The 15,337-nt window shown below is 72.4% G+C and carries 16 protein-coding genes; 10 read left to right on the top strand and 6 right to left on the bottom strand.

Annotation, left to right across the window (positions count from 1 at the left end; translation table 11 throughout):
- Position 1 precedes the first annotated feature (1 nt).
- From IE308_RS07815 to zapE, 3 genes are all read right to left on the bottom strand, one after another.
- Positions 2 to 583: a carbonic anhydrase gene (locus IE308_RS07815; RefSeq protein WP_110632024.1), complete on the bottom strand. Its 582-nt coding sequence runs from the start codon at positions 581 to 583 to the stop codon at positions 2 to 4.
- A 123-nt stretch (positions 584 to 706) separates the two neighbouring features.
- Entirely contained in the window at positions 707 to 1,117 is a 411-nt protein-coding gene (locus IE308_RS07810; RefSeq protein ID WP_190217136.1) for a hypothetical protein, read from the bottom strand.
- A gap of 184 nt (positions 1,118 to 1,301) precedes the next feature.
- Positions 1,302 to 2,405 (bottom strand): cell division protein ZapE, encoded by a 1,104-nt coding sequence (gene zapE / locus IE308_RS07805; protein ID WP_190217135.1) that lies wholly within the window; start codon positions 2,403 to 2,405, stop codon positions 1,302 to 1,304.
- Positions 2,406 to 2,551: 146 nt separating this feature from the next.
- On the opposite strand from zapE, the gene IE308_RS07800 reads away from it, so the two are divergent.
- The 8 genes from IE308_RS07800 to IE308_RS07765 all read left to right on the top strand — a co-directional run bounded on the left by IE308_RS07800 (position 2,552) and on the right by IE308_RS07765 (position 9,836).
- A complete protein-coding gene (locus IE308_RS07800) occupies positions 2,552 to 3,358 on the top strand; it encodes a pyrimidine reductase family protein (RefSeq protein ID WP_190217134.1) in 807 nt (268 codons plus the stop codon).
- Positions 3,359 to 3,582: 224 nt separating this feature from the next.
- On the top strand, positions 3,583 to 4,056 hold the full coding sequence (locus IE308_RS07795; RefSeq protein ID WP_110632036.1) for an indole-3-glycerol phosphate synthase: 474 nt from the start codon (positions 3,583 to 3,585) through the stop codon (positions 4,054 to 4,056).
- A gap of 116 nt (positions 4,057 to 4,172) precedes the next feature.
- The gene (gene murC, locus IE308_RS07790; protein WP_190217133.1) at positions 4,173 to 5,558 is read left to right on the top strand and encodes a UDP-N-acetylmuramate--L-alanine ligase; all 1,386 of its coding nucleotides are present in this window, start codon (positions 4,173 to 4,175) and stop codon (positions 5,556 to 5,558) included.
- Positions 5,559 to 5,571: 13 nt separating this feature from the next.
- A complete protein-coding gene (msrB, locus tag IE308_RS07785) occupies positions 5,572 to 5,979 on the top strand; it encodes a peptide-methionine (R)-S-oxide reductase MsrB (RefSeq protein WP_110632042.1) in 408 nt (135 codons plus the stop codon).
- 167 nt (positions 5,980 to 6,146) lie between these two features.
- Positions 6,147 to 7,337 carry an ABC transporter ATP-binding protein gene (locus tag IE308_RS07780; protein ID WP_190217132.1) on the top strand — a complete coding sequence of 397 codons (1,191 nt, stop codon included), beginning with the start codon at positions 6,147 to 6,149 and terminating at the stop codon, positions 7,335 to 7,337.
- A complete protein-coding gene (locus IE308_RS07775) occupies positions 7,334 to 8,071 on the top strand; it encodes an ABC transporter permease (protein ID WP_110632044.1) in 738 nt (245 codons plus the stop codon). The genes IE308_RS07780 and IE308_RS07775 overlap by 4 nt, the downstream gene beginning before the upstream one ends.
- Entirely contained in the window at positions 8,068 to 8,736 is a 669-nt protein-coding gene (locus tag IE308_RS07770; RefSeq protein WP_110632046.1) for an ABC transporter permease, read from the top strand. The genes IE308_RS07775 and IE308_RS07770 overlap by 4 nt, the downstream gene beginning before the upstream one ends.
- Positions 8,737 to 8,876: 140 nt before the next feature.
- A complete protein-coding gene (locus IE308_RS07765; RefSeq protein ID WP_190217131.1) occupies positions 8,877 to 9,836 on the top strand; it encodes an ABC transporter substrate-binding protein in 960 nt (319 codons plus the stop codon).
- A gap of 28 nt (positions 9,837 to 9,864) precedes the next feature.
- On the opposite strand, the gene IE308_RS07760 is transcribed toward IE308_RS07765, so the two are convergent.
- Both IE308_RS07760 and IE308_RS07755 read right to left on the bottom strand, forming a co-directional pair.
- Positions 9,865 to 10,320: a DUF6114 domain-containing protein gene (locus IE308_RS07760; RefSeq protein ID WP_110632051.1), complete on the bottom strand. Its 456-nt coding sequence runs from the start codon at positions 10,318 to 10,320 to the stop codon at positions 9,865 to 9,867.
- A 4-nt stretch (positions 10,321 to 10,324) separates the two neighbouring features.
- Entirely contained in the window at positions 10,325 to 10,981 is a 657-nt protein-coding gene (locus tag IE308_RS07755; protein WP_373314460.1) for a DUF6230 family protein, read from the bottom strand.
- Between the two features lie 480 nt (positions 10,982 to 11,461).
- On the opposite strand from IE308_RS07755, the gene IE308_RS07750 reads away from it, so the two are divergent.
- The gene (locus tag IE308_RS07750; protein WP_110632053.1) at positions 11,462 to 12,115 is read left to right on the top strand and encodes a Tat pathway signal sequence domain protein; all 654 of its coding nucleotides are present in this window, start codon (positions 11,462 to 11,464) and stop codon (positions 12,113 to 12,115) included.
- 18 nt (positions 12,116 to 12,133) lie between these two features.
- Here the strand turns inward: IE308_RS07750 and IE308_RS07745 are convergent, their stop codons facing one another.
- Positions 12,134 to 13,081, bottom strand: a complete 948-nt coding sequence (locus tag IE308_RS07745) for a lytic polysaccharide monooxygenase auxiliary activity family 9 protein (RefSeq protein WP_190217130.1) — start codon at positions 13,079 to 13,081, stop codon at positions 12,134 to 12,136.
- Positions 13,082 to 13,445: 364 nt separating this feature from the next.
- Between IE308_RS07745 and IE308_RS07740 the strand changes: the two genes are divergently transcribed.
- Entirely contained in the window at positions 13,446 to 15,251 is a 1,806-nt protein-coding gene (locus tag IE308_RS07740; RefSeq protein ID WP_190217129.1) for a S8 family peptidase, read from the top strand.
- Positions 15,252 to 15,337: the final 86 nt, after the last annotated feature.

Below are 15,337 nucleotides of genomic sequence, written 5' to 3'. Positions count from 1 at the left end.
CTCACAGCGCCTCGAAGGAGTCGGTCTCCGCGCGGTGCGCGCGGACCCGGCCGGTGTGCACCTCGTAGTACCAACCGTGCAGCCGGAGCTGACCGGCCGTCAGCCGCCGCTCCACGCACGGGTAGGAACGCAGCCGCAGCAACTGGGTCAGGACGTGGTTCTGCACCGCCTCGGCGACGGTGGGGTCCTGCGGGTCGGACGCCTTGGGATCCTCCGCGGCGTGCGCGAGCCAGTCCCGCACGGCGGGTACGGCGGCCAGGTCGTCGCCGCGCACCAGCGCGCCGACGGCCCCGCAGTGCGAGTGGCCGCAGACGACGACGTCCTGCACGCCGAGCACGTTCACGGCGTACTCGATGGTGGCGGCCTCACCGGTGGGGGTGCCCGAGCCGTACGGCGGGACGATGTTGCCCGCGGTGCGCAGCTCGAACAGCTCGCCGGGGCGGGCGCCCGTGATCAGGGCCGGGACGACCCGGGAATCGGAGCAGGTGATGAACAGGACCTGCGGCGACTGGCCTGCGGCCAGCCCGGCGAACTCCTCAGGGCGCTGTCCGAAGGAACGGGCGTTGTCGATGAGGGGTTGCATGAGTGGTGACTCCTCCTGGCGCGCCCACGGGGGCGCGTCGGGTCTCGTGGACAGAGGTGGGGCTCTGCTCGGGAGCGGAGACTGCTCCGCACTGACAGAGGCGGGGCGGGGAGGGCCCCGTGCTCAGCAGCGGAAGACCTGCAGCGCGGCGGGTGTGCGGTCCGCCGAGGGTCTCGACGGTCGGGAGTAGGCGGCCGCGGGCACGGCGGGCCGGGGTACGGCCGCCGTCGGATCGGGGACCGGCAGGGGCCGGTCGGGAGCCTGGGGCGAGAGGTCGGCGTGCCGGTGGCGGTCGCGGGGTCCGACGGGACCGCCGGTGCCGCCCGTGCCGCCGGCGGGGCCGCAGTCGTGCGGCGTCGCCGTCTCGTCGCGCGGTGCCGCGCCCTGGGGGATCACCCCGGGCAGGGCCTTGGCCTCGGCATGACGGCCCGTATGCGCGGATGCGAAGGTTCCGGTGGGCGCGAAGATCTGGAGGGCGAGCAGGACGGCGGCGAGGACGCCGATCACCGTCCGGGCCGTCGCACCTCGGAACATACGCCCCCCTCCGGCAGCTCGCGCGTCTCAAGTACGGACCAATGCTTGGTCAACAACTGGTCAAGAAAGACGTTAACCCGGTAAAGGCCTTTGCTGGGTTAACAACAGGTTTCCAGCGCGAGAGAGCGTGAAAAGAGCGGGTCCGATGGCCGGAACCCGCTCTTGATCAAGGTGGGGCGATCGACTACCGCACGAGCCGCTGCGCGTCGCGGGCGAGGGCGGTGAGCCGGGAGATCGCCCTGAAGTACTTCTTGCGGTAGCCGCCGTTCAGCATCTCCTCGCTGAACAGCTGGTCGAAGGGAACGCCCGAGGCGAGGACCGGCACCTCGCGGTCGTACAGCCGGTCGGCCAGCACGACGAGCCGCAGGGCCGTCGACTGGTCCGGCACCGGCGCCACACCGGTGAGGCAGACGGCCTTCAGGCCGTCGGTGAGGGCGCCGTAACGGCTCGGGTGCACCTTGGCCAGGTGCTCCAGCAGCTGCGGGAAGGCGTCCAGCGAGGCACCTTCGGTGGCGTGCGCGGCACGGGTGACCTGCTCGTCGGCGTAGGGCGCCGGTGCCTCGGGCAGGCCGCGGTGGCGGTAGTCCTCGCCGTCGATGCGCAGGGTGCGGAAGTGGGCGGACAGGCCCTGGATCTCGCGCAGGAAGTCGGCGGCGGCGAACCGGCCCTCGCCGAGCTTGCCGGGCAGGGTGTTGGAGGTGGCGGCGAGCGCGACGCCCGCCTCGACCAGCTTGCCGAGCAGGGTGGAGACGAGGACGGTGTCGCCCGGGTCGTCCAGCTCGAACTCGTCGATGCACAGCAGGCGGTGGCCGGACAGGGTCCGCACGGTCTGCTGGAAGCCGAGGGCGCCGACCAGGTTGGTCAGCTCCACGAAGGTGCCGAACGCCTTCAGCTCGGGGGCGGCCGGGGTGGCGTGCCAGAGGGAGGCGAGCAGGTGGGTCTTGCCGACGCCGTAACCGCCGTCGAGGTAGACCCCGCGGGGACCTGCCGGGGTCTTCGGGGCCTTCGCCGCCCGCCCGAAGCCGAAGAAGCCGCGCCGGCCGCCGCCGGTGGCGTGCGCGCCGCCGAGGCCCGCCGCGAAGGACTCCAGCACCCGTACGGCCTCGGTCTGGCTCGGCTGGTTCGGGTCCGGGATGTAGGTGCTGAACCGGACCGAGTCGAAGCGCGGCGGCGGCACCATCTCGGCGACCAGCCGGTCCGCGGGCACGTGCGGCTCACGGGCGCACAGGGACAGAGGGGCCGCGCCGGTTATGGGGGCGAGGTCGGAGGCGGGGGTGGAGGACGACACGTTTCCCCATGCTAGGGGGTGGACGGCCGATGCCGGTCGTGGCCTGTGCCACCACCGCCCTCACCGGAGACGACCAGCCCGCACCCGCGGCCCCTCCCGTCCCTCCACCCACTCGTTCCGGCCACGGGCGTGCCAGACTGCACGGCATGCGACGCCTGTTCCCTGTGAGCGAAGAAGCGGCCGGTCCAGCGACGGACGAGGGGGTGGGGGCCGCGGTCCAGGCGCGGGAGTGGAGTCTCGCCGAGCTGGCGGACGCCTACGCGTATCCGCAGCTGCCACCGGGGGAGCCGCGGCCCTGGCTGCGGGCCAACATGGTGTCCACCCTCGACGGCGCCGCCCAGCACGACGGCCGTTCGCAGCCCATCTCCAACGCCACGGACATGCGGGTCTTCGGCACCCTGCGGGCCCTCGCCGACGTGGTGATCGTCGGTGCGGAAACGGTACGCCAGGAGGGCTACCGCCCCGCACGCGCGCGGGAGGAGTTCGCGGAGCGGCGCGCGGCGGCCGGGCAGGGCCCCGCGCCGGCCATCGCCGTGGTCACCGCCAGCCTGGACCTGGACTTCTCGCTGCCCCTGTTCACCTCCCCGCTCGTGCCCACCCTGCTGCTGACCGGCGCCGCGGCCTCCCCGGAGCGCCGGGCGGCCGCCGAGAAGGCCGGCGCGCGGGTGGTCATCGCCGGTGACGGGGTAGGCGTCGACCCGGTCCGGGCCGTCCGGGCCCTGGCCGAGCTGGGCCACACCCGTCTGCTGACCGAGGGCGGTCCCCGGCTGCTGGGTCAGCTGGTGGCCGCCGAGGTGCTGGACGAGCTGTGCCTGACCGTCTCCCCGATGCTCACCGCAGGCGACGCCCAGCGCATCGCCGGAGGCCCCTCCGTCACCGTTCCGCACCGCTTCGCACTGATGTCCCTACTGGAGGAGGACGGGTTCCTGTACAGCCGTTACCGCAGGTCATGAGCGTGCCGAGGGCGGCCGGGCCGGTCTCGGGCCGCCCGCCGCGCGGTGATCGTCACCCGTGGGTCCGACATTAACGGAATCTGTCGTTCCGTTTAGCCGCGGCCGGGCACACTAATCCCCGGCAGTACCCGTGCGATCACGGGGCAGGATGGTTTCCTCAGGGCCTGGTGCGGCCCACGGAGGACGAAGGGCCCAGGGGGCCCGCACAGCAGAAGGGGCGCCCGGTGTTCACCAGCGTTTTGATGATCGAGAAGGCCCTCACGTCCGCCGACGTGGAGTTCGTCACCACCTTGCACGGCGACGAGCCGGTCACCTTCCATGTGCTGCTCCAGCCCCGCGGCGACCAGGCCGACCGCCTGCTGCGGGCCATCGACGACATCGCCCTCGGCGAGCTGGACGAGGCGGCCCGCGAGAACGAGACGCCGGAGGGGCCACAGGCCCGCAGCGTGGGGCAGCAGGCGCTGGACGTGTCGCTGGCCGCACTGCGGGCGGCCGGCAGCGCGGCCGACGGACGGCTCATCGAGGACCACCCGCTGGACGCGCTCAAGCGCCTCGTCGACGAGGTCGGCGCGGACGAGGTGATCGTGCTGACCGACCCGCACTACGTGGAGGAGTTCTTCCACCGCGACTGGGCCTCCCGGGCCCGGCACAAGGTCGGCGTCCCGGTGCTGAAGCTGTTCTCGCACAGCAAGGCCTGACCGCGTCCCCGCCCGCGGCCTCCCCGCGCCGCGTCCCCGTGGACCGGCCGCGCACCGCACGGCCAGTAGGGTGGGGCGCTGTACGTCCGTCCCACCCCAGTACGCAGGAGACACGCATGGCACCCGGTCTTCCCCCCGCCATGGAGCGACCGCACTTCATCGGTATCGGCGGCGCCGGGATGTCGGGGATCGCGAAGATCCTCGCGCAGCGCGGGGCGAAGGTGGCCGGCAGCGACGCGAAGGAGTCGGCCACCGCCGAGGCGCTGCGGGCGCTGGGCGCGACCGTGCACATCGGGCACGCGGCGCGGCACCTCGCCGACGACGCCAGCTGCGTCGTCGTCTCCTCGGCGATCCGCCAGGACAACCCCGAGCTGGCCCGCGCCGCCGAGCTGGGCATCCCCGTCGTCCACCGCTCCGACGCGCTCGCCGCGCTGATGGAGGGCCTGCGCCCGATCGCCGTCGCGGGCACCCACGGCAAGACGACCACCACCTCCATGCTCGCGGTCTCGCTGGGCGAGCTGGGCCTGAACCCGTCGTACGCCATCGGCGGCGACCTGGACGCCCCCGGCTCCAACGCCCTGCACGGCGAGGGCGACATCTTCGTCGCCGAGGCCGACGAAAGCGACCGCAGCTTCCACAAGTACGCCCCCGAGGTCGCGATCGTCCTCAACGTCGAGCTGGACCACCACGCCAACTACGCCTCGATGGACGAGATCTACGAGTCCTTCGAGACCTTCGCCGGGAAGATCGTGCCCGGCGGCACCCTGGTGATCTCCGCCGACCACGAGGGCGCCCGGGAACTGACCCGTCGCGTCAGCGGCGTGCGCGTCGTCACCTACGGCGAGGCCGAGGACGCCGATGTGCGGGTCCTGTCCGTGGTGCCGCAGGGCCTGCGCAGCGAGGTCACCGTCCGCCTGGACGGCGAGGAGATCACCTTCACCGTCTCCGTGCCCGGCCGCCACTACGCCCTCAACGCCGTCGCCGCCCTCACCGCGGGCGCCGCGCTCGGCATCCCCGCCGCCGAGCTGGCCCCGGCGCTGGCCGCGTACACCGGCGTCAAGCGCCGCCTGCAGCTCAAGGGCGAGGCGGCCGGCGTCCAGGTGATCGACTCCTACGCCCACCACCCCACCGAGATGACCGCCGACCTGGAGGCCATGCGCGGCGCGGCCGGCGACGCCCGGATCCTCGTCGTCTTCCAGCCGCACCTGTTCTCCCGCACCCAGGAGCTGGGCAAGGAGATGGGCGAGGCGCTGGCCCTGGCCGACGCCTCCCTCGTCCTCGACATCTACCCGGCCCGCGAGGACCCGGTTCCCGGCGTCACCAGCGAGCTGATCATCGACGCCGCCCGCGCCGCCGGCGCCGACGTCACCGCCGTACACGACAAGGCCGAGGTGCCGGACGCCGTCGCGGGAATGGCCAGGGCCGGTGATCTCGTTCTCACCATGGGCGCGGGCGATGTCACCGACCTCGGACCGCGCATCCTGGACCGACTGGCGAAGTGAGGGGCTGAGGCTCATGGCATACGACGTCGAGAAGCCGGACGAGCAGTGGCGCGCGGAGCTGACCCCGGCCGAGTACGCCGTCCTGCGCCAGGCCGGCACCGAGCCCGCGTTCACCGGTGAGTACACCGACACCAAGACCCAGGGTGTCTACTCCTGCCGGGCCTGCGGCGCCGAACTGTTCACCTCGGACACCAAGTTCGAGTCGCACTGCGGCTGGCCGTCCTTCTTCGACCCGAAGGACACCGACGCCGTCGAACTGCTGGAGGACCGCTCCCACGGCATGGTCCGCACCGAGGTCCGCTGCGCCCGCTGCGGCTCCCACCTCGGCCATGTCTTCGAGGGCGAGGGCTACCCGACCCCCACCGACCAGCGCTACTGCATCAACTCCATCTCCCTGCGGCTGACCCCCGCGGAGGACTGAGACACCGCGCCGGCCGGCTCGCCCCACCGCGGCCGGCCGGCGTCCTTCACATCACCGCCGAAGTCCTGTCACACCCGACGTCTAGACTGCCCGGCAACGGCGCCCGCATGATCACGTTCGGTAGCCGAGCGGGCGGAAGCTGCCAGACCCGAAGGGCATTCGGCGTTTTGATACGGATAGATGCAGTCACCAAGCGGTACCCGGACGGCACGGTGGCGGTCGACCGGCTCTCCCTCGACATACCCGACGGGGCGATCACCGTCCTCGTCGGCCCCTCCGGCTGCGGGAAGACGACGACCCTGCGCATGATCAACCGGATGGTCGAGCCGAGCGAGGGCCGCATCCTCATCGACGGCGTCGACAGCCGGCAGCAGCCCGTGAACACCCTGCGCCGGTCGATGGGATACGTCATCCAGAACGCCGGCCTCTTCCAGCACCGCACCATCGTGGACAACATCGCGACCGTGCCGCGCCTGCTCGGCTGGAACAAGGGCAAGGCACGAGACCGGGCACGCGAGTTGATGGAACGCGTCGGTCTCGACGCCTCCCTCGCCGAGCGGTACCCCTACCAGCTGTCCGGCGGACAGCAGCAGCGCGTCGGCGTGGCGCGGGCGCTCGCCGCCGACCCGCCGGTGCTGCTGATGGACGAGCCGTTCTCGGCCGTCGACCCGGTGGTCAGGAAGGGCCTCCAGGACGAACTGCTGCGGATCCAGGACGAGTTGGGCAAGACCATCGTCTTCGTCACGCACGACATCGACGAGGCCGTGAAGCTCGGCACGATGGTCGCCGTCCTGCGCACCGGCGGGCGGCTCGCGCAGTACGCGCCGCCCGCCGAGCTGCTGTCCGACCCGGCCGACGCCTTCGTCGAGGACTTCCTCGGCGCCGACCGCGGCATCCGCCGGCTCTCCTTCTTCTCCTCCGCCGGGCTGGACCTGCTCACCGGCCCGGTCGTCCCGGCCGGTGCCACTGCCGAGGAGATCGCCGCCCGGGACACCGGCGGCTCCCCCCGCCTGCTCGTCACCGACCCCGAGGGCAGGCCGCTCGGCTGGGCCGAGCCCGACGCGCTCGCCGCCGGGCCGGTCGATGCCGCCCGACTGCTGTCGTACGGGCGTCCGTTCGTGGCCGGCCGGGACTCGCTGCGGGCCGCCCTCGACTGTGCCGTCCTGTCACCCACCGGCTGGGCCGTCGCCGTGGACGACACCGGCCGCGTCACCGGCGTCGTCTCCCAGCAGGCCATCGGCGACGCCATCCGCACCGCCCACGCGGCGGGGGCGAAGACCGAGGGCGCGACCGGTGCGGAGCCCGACGGCACGGCAGAACCGGGGACCGACGGCACGGCCGCGAAGGCCGCGCGATGAGTGGCCTGTTCGACCTCCCGAGCGACCTCCAGCACAGCTACCTCGGCCTCGTCGGCCTGCATCTGCGGGAGGCCCTGATCCCGGTCGCCGCCGGACTGCTGCTCGCGCTGCCCGTCGCCCAGCTGTGTGTCCGGCTGCGCTGGCTGTACGCGCCGGTGCTGGGGCTGACGACCGTGCTGTACGCGATCCCGTCCCTCGCCTTCTTCGTCGTCCTCATCGACTACACCGGCCAGACCGAGACCACCGTGATGATCCCGCTGGCCGTCTACAGCCTCGTCGTCCTCGTCCCCGCCATCGTGGACGGCGTGCGCTCGGTCCCGCAGGAGACCCTGGACGCCGCGACCGGCATGGGCCTCGGCCCCGTACGCCGTTACTTCCAGGTGCAGTTGCCGATCGCGGCGCCCGCGATCGTCGCCGGCCTGCGGGTGGCGAGCGTGTCCAGCATCTCCCTGGTCAGCGTCGGCATGCTGATCGGCAACCAGGGCGCCCTCGGCAACATGCTCTACACCGGCATGACGTACGGCCGCCCCCGCCTGATCTGGCTCTCCGTCATCAGCACCGCCGTCCTGGCCATCGCCGTGGACGCGCTGCTGGTCCTGGTGCGCCGGATCCTCACCCCCTGGATGCCGCGCGGCACCCGGCCCCGGCCCGCCGTGGACCCGGCCGCCGCGGACCGCCTCGCCACGGACGGGCCCGGACCGGCCGCCACCGCACGCAAGGACGCAGCCCGGTGAACGTACTCCACTTCGTCAGCGCCTTCTTCGGCGACGGCGCCCACTGGCACGGCTACGACGGCATCCCCGCCCGCCTGCTGGAACACCTGCGGTACTCGGTGACCGCGTTCGCGATCGCCGCCGCCGTCGGGCTGCCGGCCGGCCTGCTCACCGGGCACACCGGACGCGGCGGGAACGTCCTGGCGTTCCTCGCCACCGCCGCCCGCGCGCTGCCCAGCTTCGGGCTGCTGGTGCTGATGTTCATCCTGTTCGGGTTCGGACTGGTGCCGGTGATGATCCCGCTGGTCGTGCTCGCCGTCCCGCCGATCCTCGTCACCACGTACGAGGCGGTGCGGTCCGTCGACCCGTCCCCGGTGGACGCGGCCCGCGGCATGGGCATGTCCGAGAGCCGCGTCCTGCTCCAGGTGGAACTGCCGGTCGCGCTCCCCGTCGTCCTCGGCGGCCTGCGCTCGGCGGCCGTGCAGATCGTCTCGACGGCCACCATCGCGGCGTACGTCAGCCTCGGCGGCCTCGGCCGCTACATCATCGACGGCCTCTACCAGCACGACTACGAGAAGGTCGTGGGCGGCGCCACCCTGGTGGCCGCCCTCGCCCTCGCGACCCTCGCGCTCTTCTGGGCGGCGGGCCGTCTCGCCGTGTCACCGGGGGTGCGCCGCGGCGGCTGACGGCTCACTCCGCCCCAACTGCCCTGGCCGCCGTGGCCCTTGCGGACGGGTGCGTCCGGGGTGTTCCGGCCGCGTAACGAAGCCGCGCGGCGGTCCGAATTCGCTTGACTGATCGAGAAGGTGCTGGCTTGGATCGAACCGTGACTTCTACCGGCGGCAGCAACAGGTCCCTCAGCAGGCTCTCGGGTACGGCGGCCACGGCCGCGGCGCTTCTCGCCGCGACCGGCCTGCTGGCGGGCTGTTCCTCCTCCGACGGCGGCGACCCGCTGGACGGCGGCAAGGCCGACGGCGGCACCGTGGTCGTCGGTTCGAACAACTTCCCCGAGAGCATCCTGCTCGCCGACATCTACGGCGAGGCACTGAAGGCCAAGGGCGTCAAGGTCACCTACAAGCCGAACATCGGCAGCCGCGAGACGACGTACGGCCTGATCAAGAACGGCTCGATCACGGTCCTGCCCGAGTACAACGGCTCGCTCCTCGCCTACCTCGACAAGAAGGCCGCGCCGAAGAGCACCGAGGAGACGACCGCGGCGATCAACGCCAAGCTCGACCACAAGCTGACGCTGCTGCAGCCGTCCGCGGCCCAGGACAAGGACTCGGTCACGCTCAACGCCGAGACGGCGAGCAAGTACAAGCTGACCTCGCAGTCGAGCATCGCCGACCTCAAGGGGATCGCGAAGGACCTGGTCATCGGCGGCTCGCCGGAGTTCCAGACCCGGCAGCAGGGCCTGGTCGGCCTCAAGGAGGTCTACGGCCTGGAGTTCAAGTCCTTCAAGGCGCTGGACGCGGGCGGTCCGCTCACCAAGGAGGCGCTGAAGAAGAACACCGTGCAGGCCGCGGACATCTTCACCACCGACCCCACCATCGCCAAGGAGAAGTTCGTCGTCCTGCAGGACCCGAAGAACCTCTTCGGCTTCGCGAACGTGCAGCCGCTCGTCTACAAGGGCGGCCTGTCCCAGCAGGGCGTCGACGCGCTGAACGCCGTCTCGGCCAAGCTCGACACCAAGACGCTGCTCGACCTCGGCGCCCAGGTCCAGCTGGACGACAAGGACCCGCTGGACGTGGCCCGGGCGTGGCTGGAGTCGGCGGGCCTGGCCTGACGCAGTCGGGGCGCGGGCCCGCCCCGACTCATGCCGGTTCCTCGCCCGTGGTGACCGGCGCCGGGGACCGCCGTCGTGCGGCGGCTTCCCTGCGCCGGCGCAGCGGGCCGCGGCGCGGCTCCTGGTCCGGCAGCCAGCCGAAGGCCAGGCAGCTGCCGGTCGCGCCGAGGAGCAGGCCGAGGAAGAAGCCGCCCAGGTTGGACGTGAGCCAGGTGCCCAGGGACAGCAGGATGCCGGTGAGCGAGTAGAACAGCCGCTGGGCCGGGTTGACCAGGATCAGCACGCCGAGCAGCACCATCAGGGCCGGCAGCAGATACCCGGCCAGCCCCTGCATCCCGATGTGCAGGACGACCTTGAGCGACGCCTTCTCGGTCAGCAGGATCTCGCCGCCGCCCAGGGCGAGCAGCAGCCCACCCCAGAACGGCCGCCCGTGCCGCCAGCGGCGGAAGGCCGCCCGCGGCCCCGTCCGTGCGCGCCCGGGCATCGGCTCAGCAGCCCTTGTCGCTGAAGCGCAGCTTCAGACCGGGCAGCCGGAACACCGCGGCGGTCGTGGCGTAGTTGGTCTGCCGCAGGTCGCCGATGTGCACGGTGTCGGCCTGCTGGCTGAAGACGCCGATCGGCCCCTTCACCCCGGCCTTGGTGAGCGTGCTGGCGTCGTTGCCGATCTCGATGTTGCCGAAGTCGGCGTTGCCGGACAGCTCGGTGGAGTCGGTGGTCAGGTCGGTCGCGGTCACCTTGTCCTTGCCGCCGCCCGCGGTGATCAGCAGGTTGGTGCCGCCGAGGTCGACGCTCTGGCACAGCTTGGTCAGGGTGGCGTTCTTGATCGCGGAGGTGACGACCAGCACCTGACCGCCGGTGTCACCGGCGTTGGGGCTGCCCTCCGCCATGTTGTCCAGCGCGCCGAACTGCTCGAAGCCGGTCCCTTCGAGGTCGGTGGCGGTGACGGTGAACGGCATGCCGGAGATGGCGAACTGCACGCCGAGGGCGCCCTGCGCGGTGAGGACCGCGAGGCCGGCGGCGACCAGGGTCGCGGGCACCGCGAGCACGGCGGCGCGCCGCAGCCGGACCCGGCCGCGTCTTTCGGTGTCCTCCGGGGCGCTGCCCGCCGTCTCTTCCGGTGCGCTGGCTGCGGAACCGCTTTCCATGTCTGCTCCCGTAAGCATGGTGAACGCGGGGTGATGGAGTGCGCTGACCTTCACTGACGTGCACTGACGCGATGTCCTGGCGCGGACGGCGACTGCCGCGCCCGCCCTCCGCACCTTCCGTGGGCCGCAAGGGCTTTCGTGTTACGCGGTAGTAGCCAATCGGAAGTTACCGATGGTTACAGTCGGGGGTCAAGGGTGTTGTGCATGATCCGTGCACGTACTTCAACTTCCCTGTGAAGCCTTGACGTTGACAGAAATTCAGGTCTACAACTCTGCTACGTCAGCCCGGATCCGTGGCGCCGGATCCACTGCGCCCGGCATGCCCGTGGCGCGCCGCCACACATCGTCCGGCACAAGCCCTTTCCGCCCGGCCCGGCCGAAGGTCTCCCCACACCCCCCACGCCCTTCGGCCGGGCGCACGACGGGCGTCCTGCGTGCAGCCCTCGTTCGACCCCCACTTCCTGAGAAAGAGGCACCCGCATGCGTACTCGCAGCCTGCTCACCGTCGCCGGAGCCGTCGTCGCCCTCGCGCTCCCCGCCACCCTGCCGGCCTCCGCCGCCGACACCGCGGTCCTCACCACCGGCGGCGCGGGCGGCACCCCGGTCGCCACCGGCTCCGTCCTCACCGCCTCCCTGGCGAGCGGCACCGCCGCCACCTTCTACTCCAGCGCCGACGGCACCAGCGGTCTGCGCTGCACGTCCTCGCAGTTCACCGCCACCGTCACCGGCAACCCCAGCGCGCCCGGCACGGCCACCGAGTCCGTGACCGCCCACACCTTCGACGCGGCGAGCTGCACCAGCAACGTCACCGGGGTGCTCGGCGTCAGCGGCATCACCGTCGACCACCTGCCCTACACCGCCACCGTGACCTCCGCGGGCGCGCTCGATGTCACCCCGCCGGCCGGCTCCACCGTGCAGACCACCGTCAAGCTGCGCACCCTGCTCGGCACCGTCACCTGTGTCTACCAGGGCCCGGGCCTGTCCGGCACCGCGAGCAACGCCGACAACTCCATCACGTTCGACGACCAGCACTTCACGAAGATCTCCGGCTCGTCCCTGTGCTTCTCGAACGCCTACTTCACCGCGAAGTACGCCCCGGTGACGACCGGAGGCGCCGCCGTCTACGTCAACTGAGCGACCAAGCCGGTCAGTTCAGCGCCTGCGCAGCCGTACGGCCAGGGCGGCGCCCCCGGTGAGCAGCAGCACCGCGGCGGCGCCGCCCGCGAGCAGCGGGGCACCGGGGGCGAAGGAGGCGCCGCCGGTGTCCGCGGCCGTACGGGCAGCGCCGACGACAGCGGTCGGTGCGGGCGCGGTGCCGGCGGGGGGCGTGCTCGCGGGTGTCGTGCCGGCAGGGGTCGTGCTCGCGGGCGTCGTGCCGGCGGGGGTTGCGCCGGACGGCTTCGGGCCGGCGGCAGGGGCCGCCTGGGACGGCTTCGGCCTCGTTGGCGCACCTCCCGCCAACACCACGTCGGAACACGAGTAATAGGTGTCCGGCGTGCTGCTGTTCTGCCAGACCGTGTACAGCACATGGCGTCCGGTGCGGTCCGCCGGAAGCCTGACCGGGATGCGGTACGCCCCGTCCGTCAGCGGCGGGTCCTTGACCTCGGCGAGGGGCCGCTCGGGCAGGTCCGACCAGGTCAGCGGCCGGGACGGGTCGTAGCCGGCCTCGGTGAGATAGAGCCGGAACGTGCCGGTGTGCGGGATCGTCGAGGCGTACCGCAGCGTCACCGTGGTCCCCGGCGTCAGCCGTGTCGACGGCCAGTCCGTGCGGGCGAGATCCAGGCCGCGGTAGGCGGCGAGCCCGCCGCTGCACAGCTCACCGTCCGGGATCACCCGGCGGTCCCGGCCGCCGACGTCCGCCACCCGCAGGTTGTCCCACGCCGTGAAGGGCGTCCCGCCGTTCGCCGCGACCGCCGCCCGGCACGCCGCCGACCGGGCCGCCGCGCCGCCCTCCGGCGAGCAGGCGTACACCCGGCTCACCGGGTCCGTCGGCGCGCCGTGCGCCCCGGCCGGGCCCGCCGCCCACAGCCCGAGCAGCAGGGGAGCGGCGGCGGTGGCCGCCAGGGCGGTACGGCGGCGGGGCGTGGTCTTCCGGGGCATCGGGGAGGTCTCCTCGGCCGGGGGAGGGGCATGGCCTGCACCCATCAGTACGGGCATCCGGTTCCGTGCGTTCAACGGCCGGCACCGGCCGCCCGGAGGGTGACGAAGGGCCGTAAAACCCGCCCAACCCGCCGTAGGGCAGGGGGAGTTTCCGGCCAGATCGAGGGTTTCCTCTGTATCCCCGCGACCTGCGGTTTGCCTATCGTTCCTGCACAGCTGACCCACAGGTAACCCCGGTGGGACGGCGACCCGCGCACGGCCGGCCATCGCGCCGCTTTTCGGCACACCCCCCTCCGCTTCGACGACGAAGCGCGTCCACCCGCCGCTCCGCCCTGCGCGGAATCGGCCACGAAAGGCAAAGCCCTTGCGTACACCCCACGCCACCGGACGGAAGCTGATATCCGTCGCCGCGGTCTCCGCGGCCCTGCTCACGGCCGCCACCGCCGCGGTCGCCGCCGCCCCGCAGGCCCCCACGGCCGAGGCCGCCGTTCCCGCCGCCCAGACCGAGGCCGCACCGGGCGTGCCCGCCGAGCGGCTCATCGTCGGTTACAAGCCGGGCGCCGAGGAGGCCACCTCCAACCGGGCCGCCGAGGCCGACGCCGCCGCCAAGGGCAAGGAGGCCGGAACGGACGCCGACTTCCGGCGCCGCCTCGGCACCGGCGCCGCCCTCGTCGACCTCGGCGCGCGCGCCACCCGCGCGGACGTCGCCGACGTGGTCGCCGAGTTCAGGGCCGACCCGCAGGTCGCCTACGTCGTGCCGGACCGCCTCAACAAGCCGATGGCCACGCCGAACGACACCGAGTACGGCAAGCAGTGGGACCTGTTCGAGGAGACCGCCGGCATGCGCGTGCCCGGCGCCTGGGACATCGCCACCGGCAGCGGCGTCACCGTCGCCGTCATCGACACCGGCTACGTCGCCCACTCCGACCTGGCCGCCAACATCGTCGGCGGATACGACTTCATCTCCGACACCGCCGTCTCCGTCGACGGCGACGGCCGCGACAGCAACCCGGCCGACCCGGGCGACTGGTACGCCGACAACGAGTGCGGCACCAACGTCCCCGGCAGCAACTCCTCCTGGCACGGCACCCACGTCGCCGGCACCATCGCCGCCGTCACCAACAACGGCAAGGGCGTCGCCGGCATCGCCTACGGCGCGAAGATCTCCCCGCTGCGCGTCCTCGGCAAGTGCGGCGGCTACGACTCCGACATCATCGACGCCATCACCTGGGCGTCCGGCGGCACCGTCTCCGGCGTGCCCGCCAACTCCAACGTCGCCAAGGTCATCAACATGTCCCTGGGCGGCGACGGCGCCTGCACCTCGGCCACCCAGAACGCCATCAACGCGGCGGTCAGCCGCGGCACCACCGTCGTCGTGGCCGCGGGCAACGAGAACGACAACGTCGCGAACCACTCGCCGGGCAACTGCAACAACGTCATCTCGGTCGCCGCGACCAACCGCACCGGCTCGAAGGCCTCCTACTCCAACTACGGCTCCCTGGTGGACATCTCCGCGCCCGGCGGCCAGACCAGCACCGGCACCGCCAACGGCATCCTGTCCACGCTGAACTCCGGCACCCGGACGCCGTCCACCGAGTCGTACGCCTACTACCAGGGCACCAGCATGGCCACCCCGCACATCGCGGGCCTGGTCGCGCTGATGAAGTCCGCCAACGCGTCCCTGACCCCGGCGCAGATCGAGTCGGCGATCAAGGCCAACGCCCGCCCGCTGCCGGGCACCTGCTCCGGCGGCTGCGGCGCCGGCCTCGCGGACGCGGCGAAGACCGTGCAGGCGGTGAGCGGCTCCGGCGGCTCCACGGGGGGCACCACCTTCACCAACTCCACCGCGGTCGCCATCCCGGACGCCGGCTCCGCGATCACCTCGTCCCTCGCGGTCAGCGGCCTGAGCGGCAACGCGCCCGCCACCCTGAAGGTCGCGGTGAACATCACCCACACCTACCGGGGCGACCTGGTCATCGACCTGGTTGCGCCCGACGGCACCGCCTACCGGCTGAAGAACTCCAGCTCCTCCGACTCCGCGGACAACGTCAACACCACCTACACGGTGGACGCCTCCAGCGAGGCGGCCAACGGCACCTGGAAGCTGCGCGTCCAGGACGTCGCGTCCTACGACACGGGCACGCTCAACAGCTGGGCGCTGACCTTCTGACCCGGACGGCCGGGCTTCACGAAGCCGGCCCTCCGAGCGACAGACCGCTGAGCGGTCCCTGAACAGGCGGGCCGGCCGGTGCGGAT

The sequence above is a fragment of the Streptomyces griseosporeus genome (genome assembly GCF_014656055.1).
Taxonomy (GTDB): domain Bacteria; phylum Actinomycetota; class Actinomycetes; order Streptomycetales; family Streptomycetaceae; genus Streptomyces; species Streptomyces griseosporeus.
Note: the sequence above shows the minus strand (reverse complement) of the source record. Positions and strands in the feature narration are given on the sequence as shown.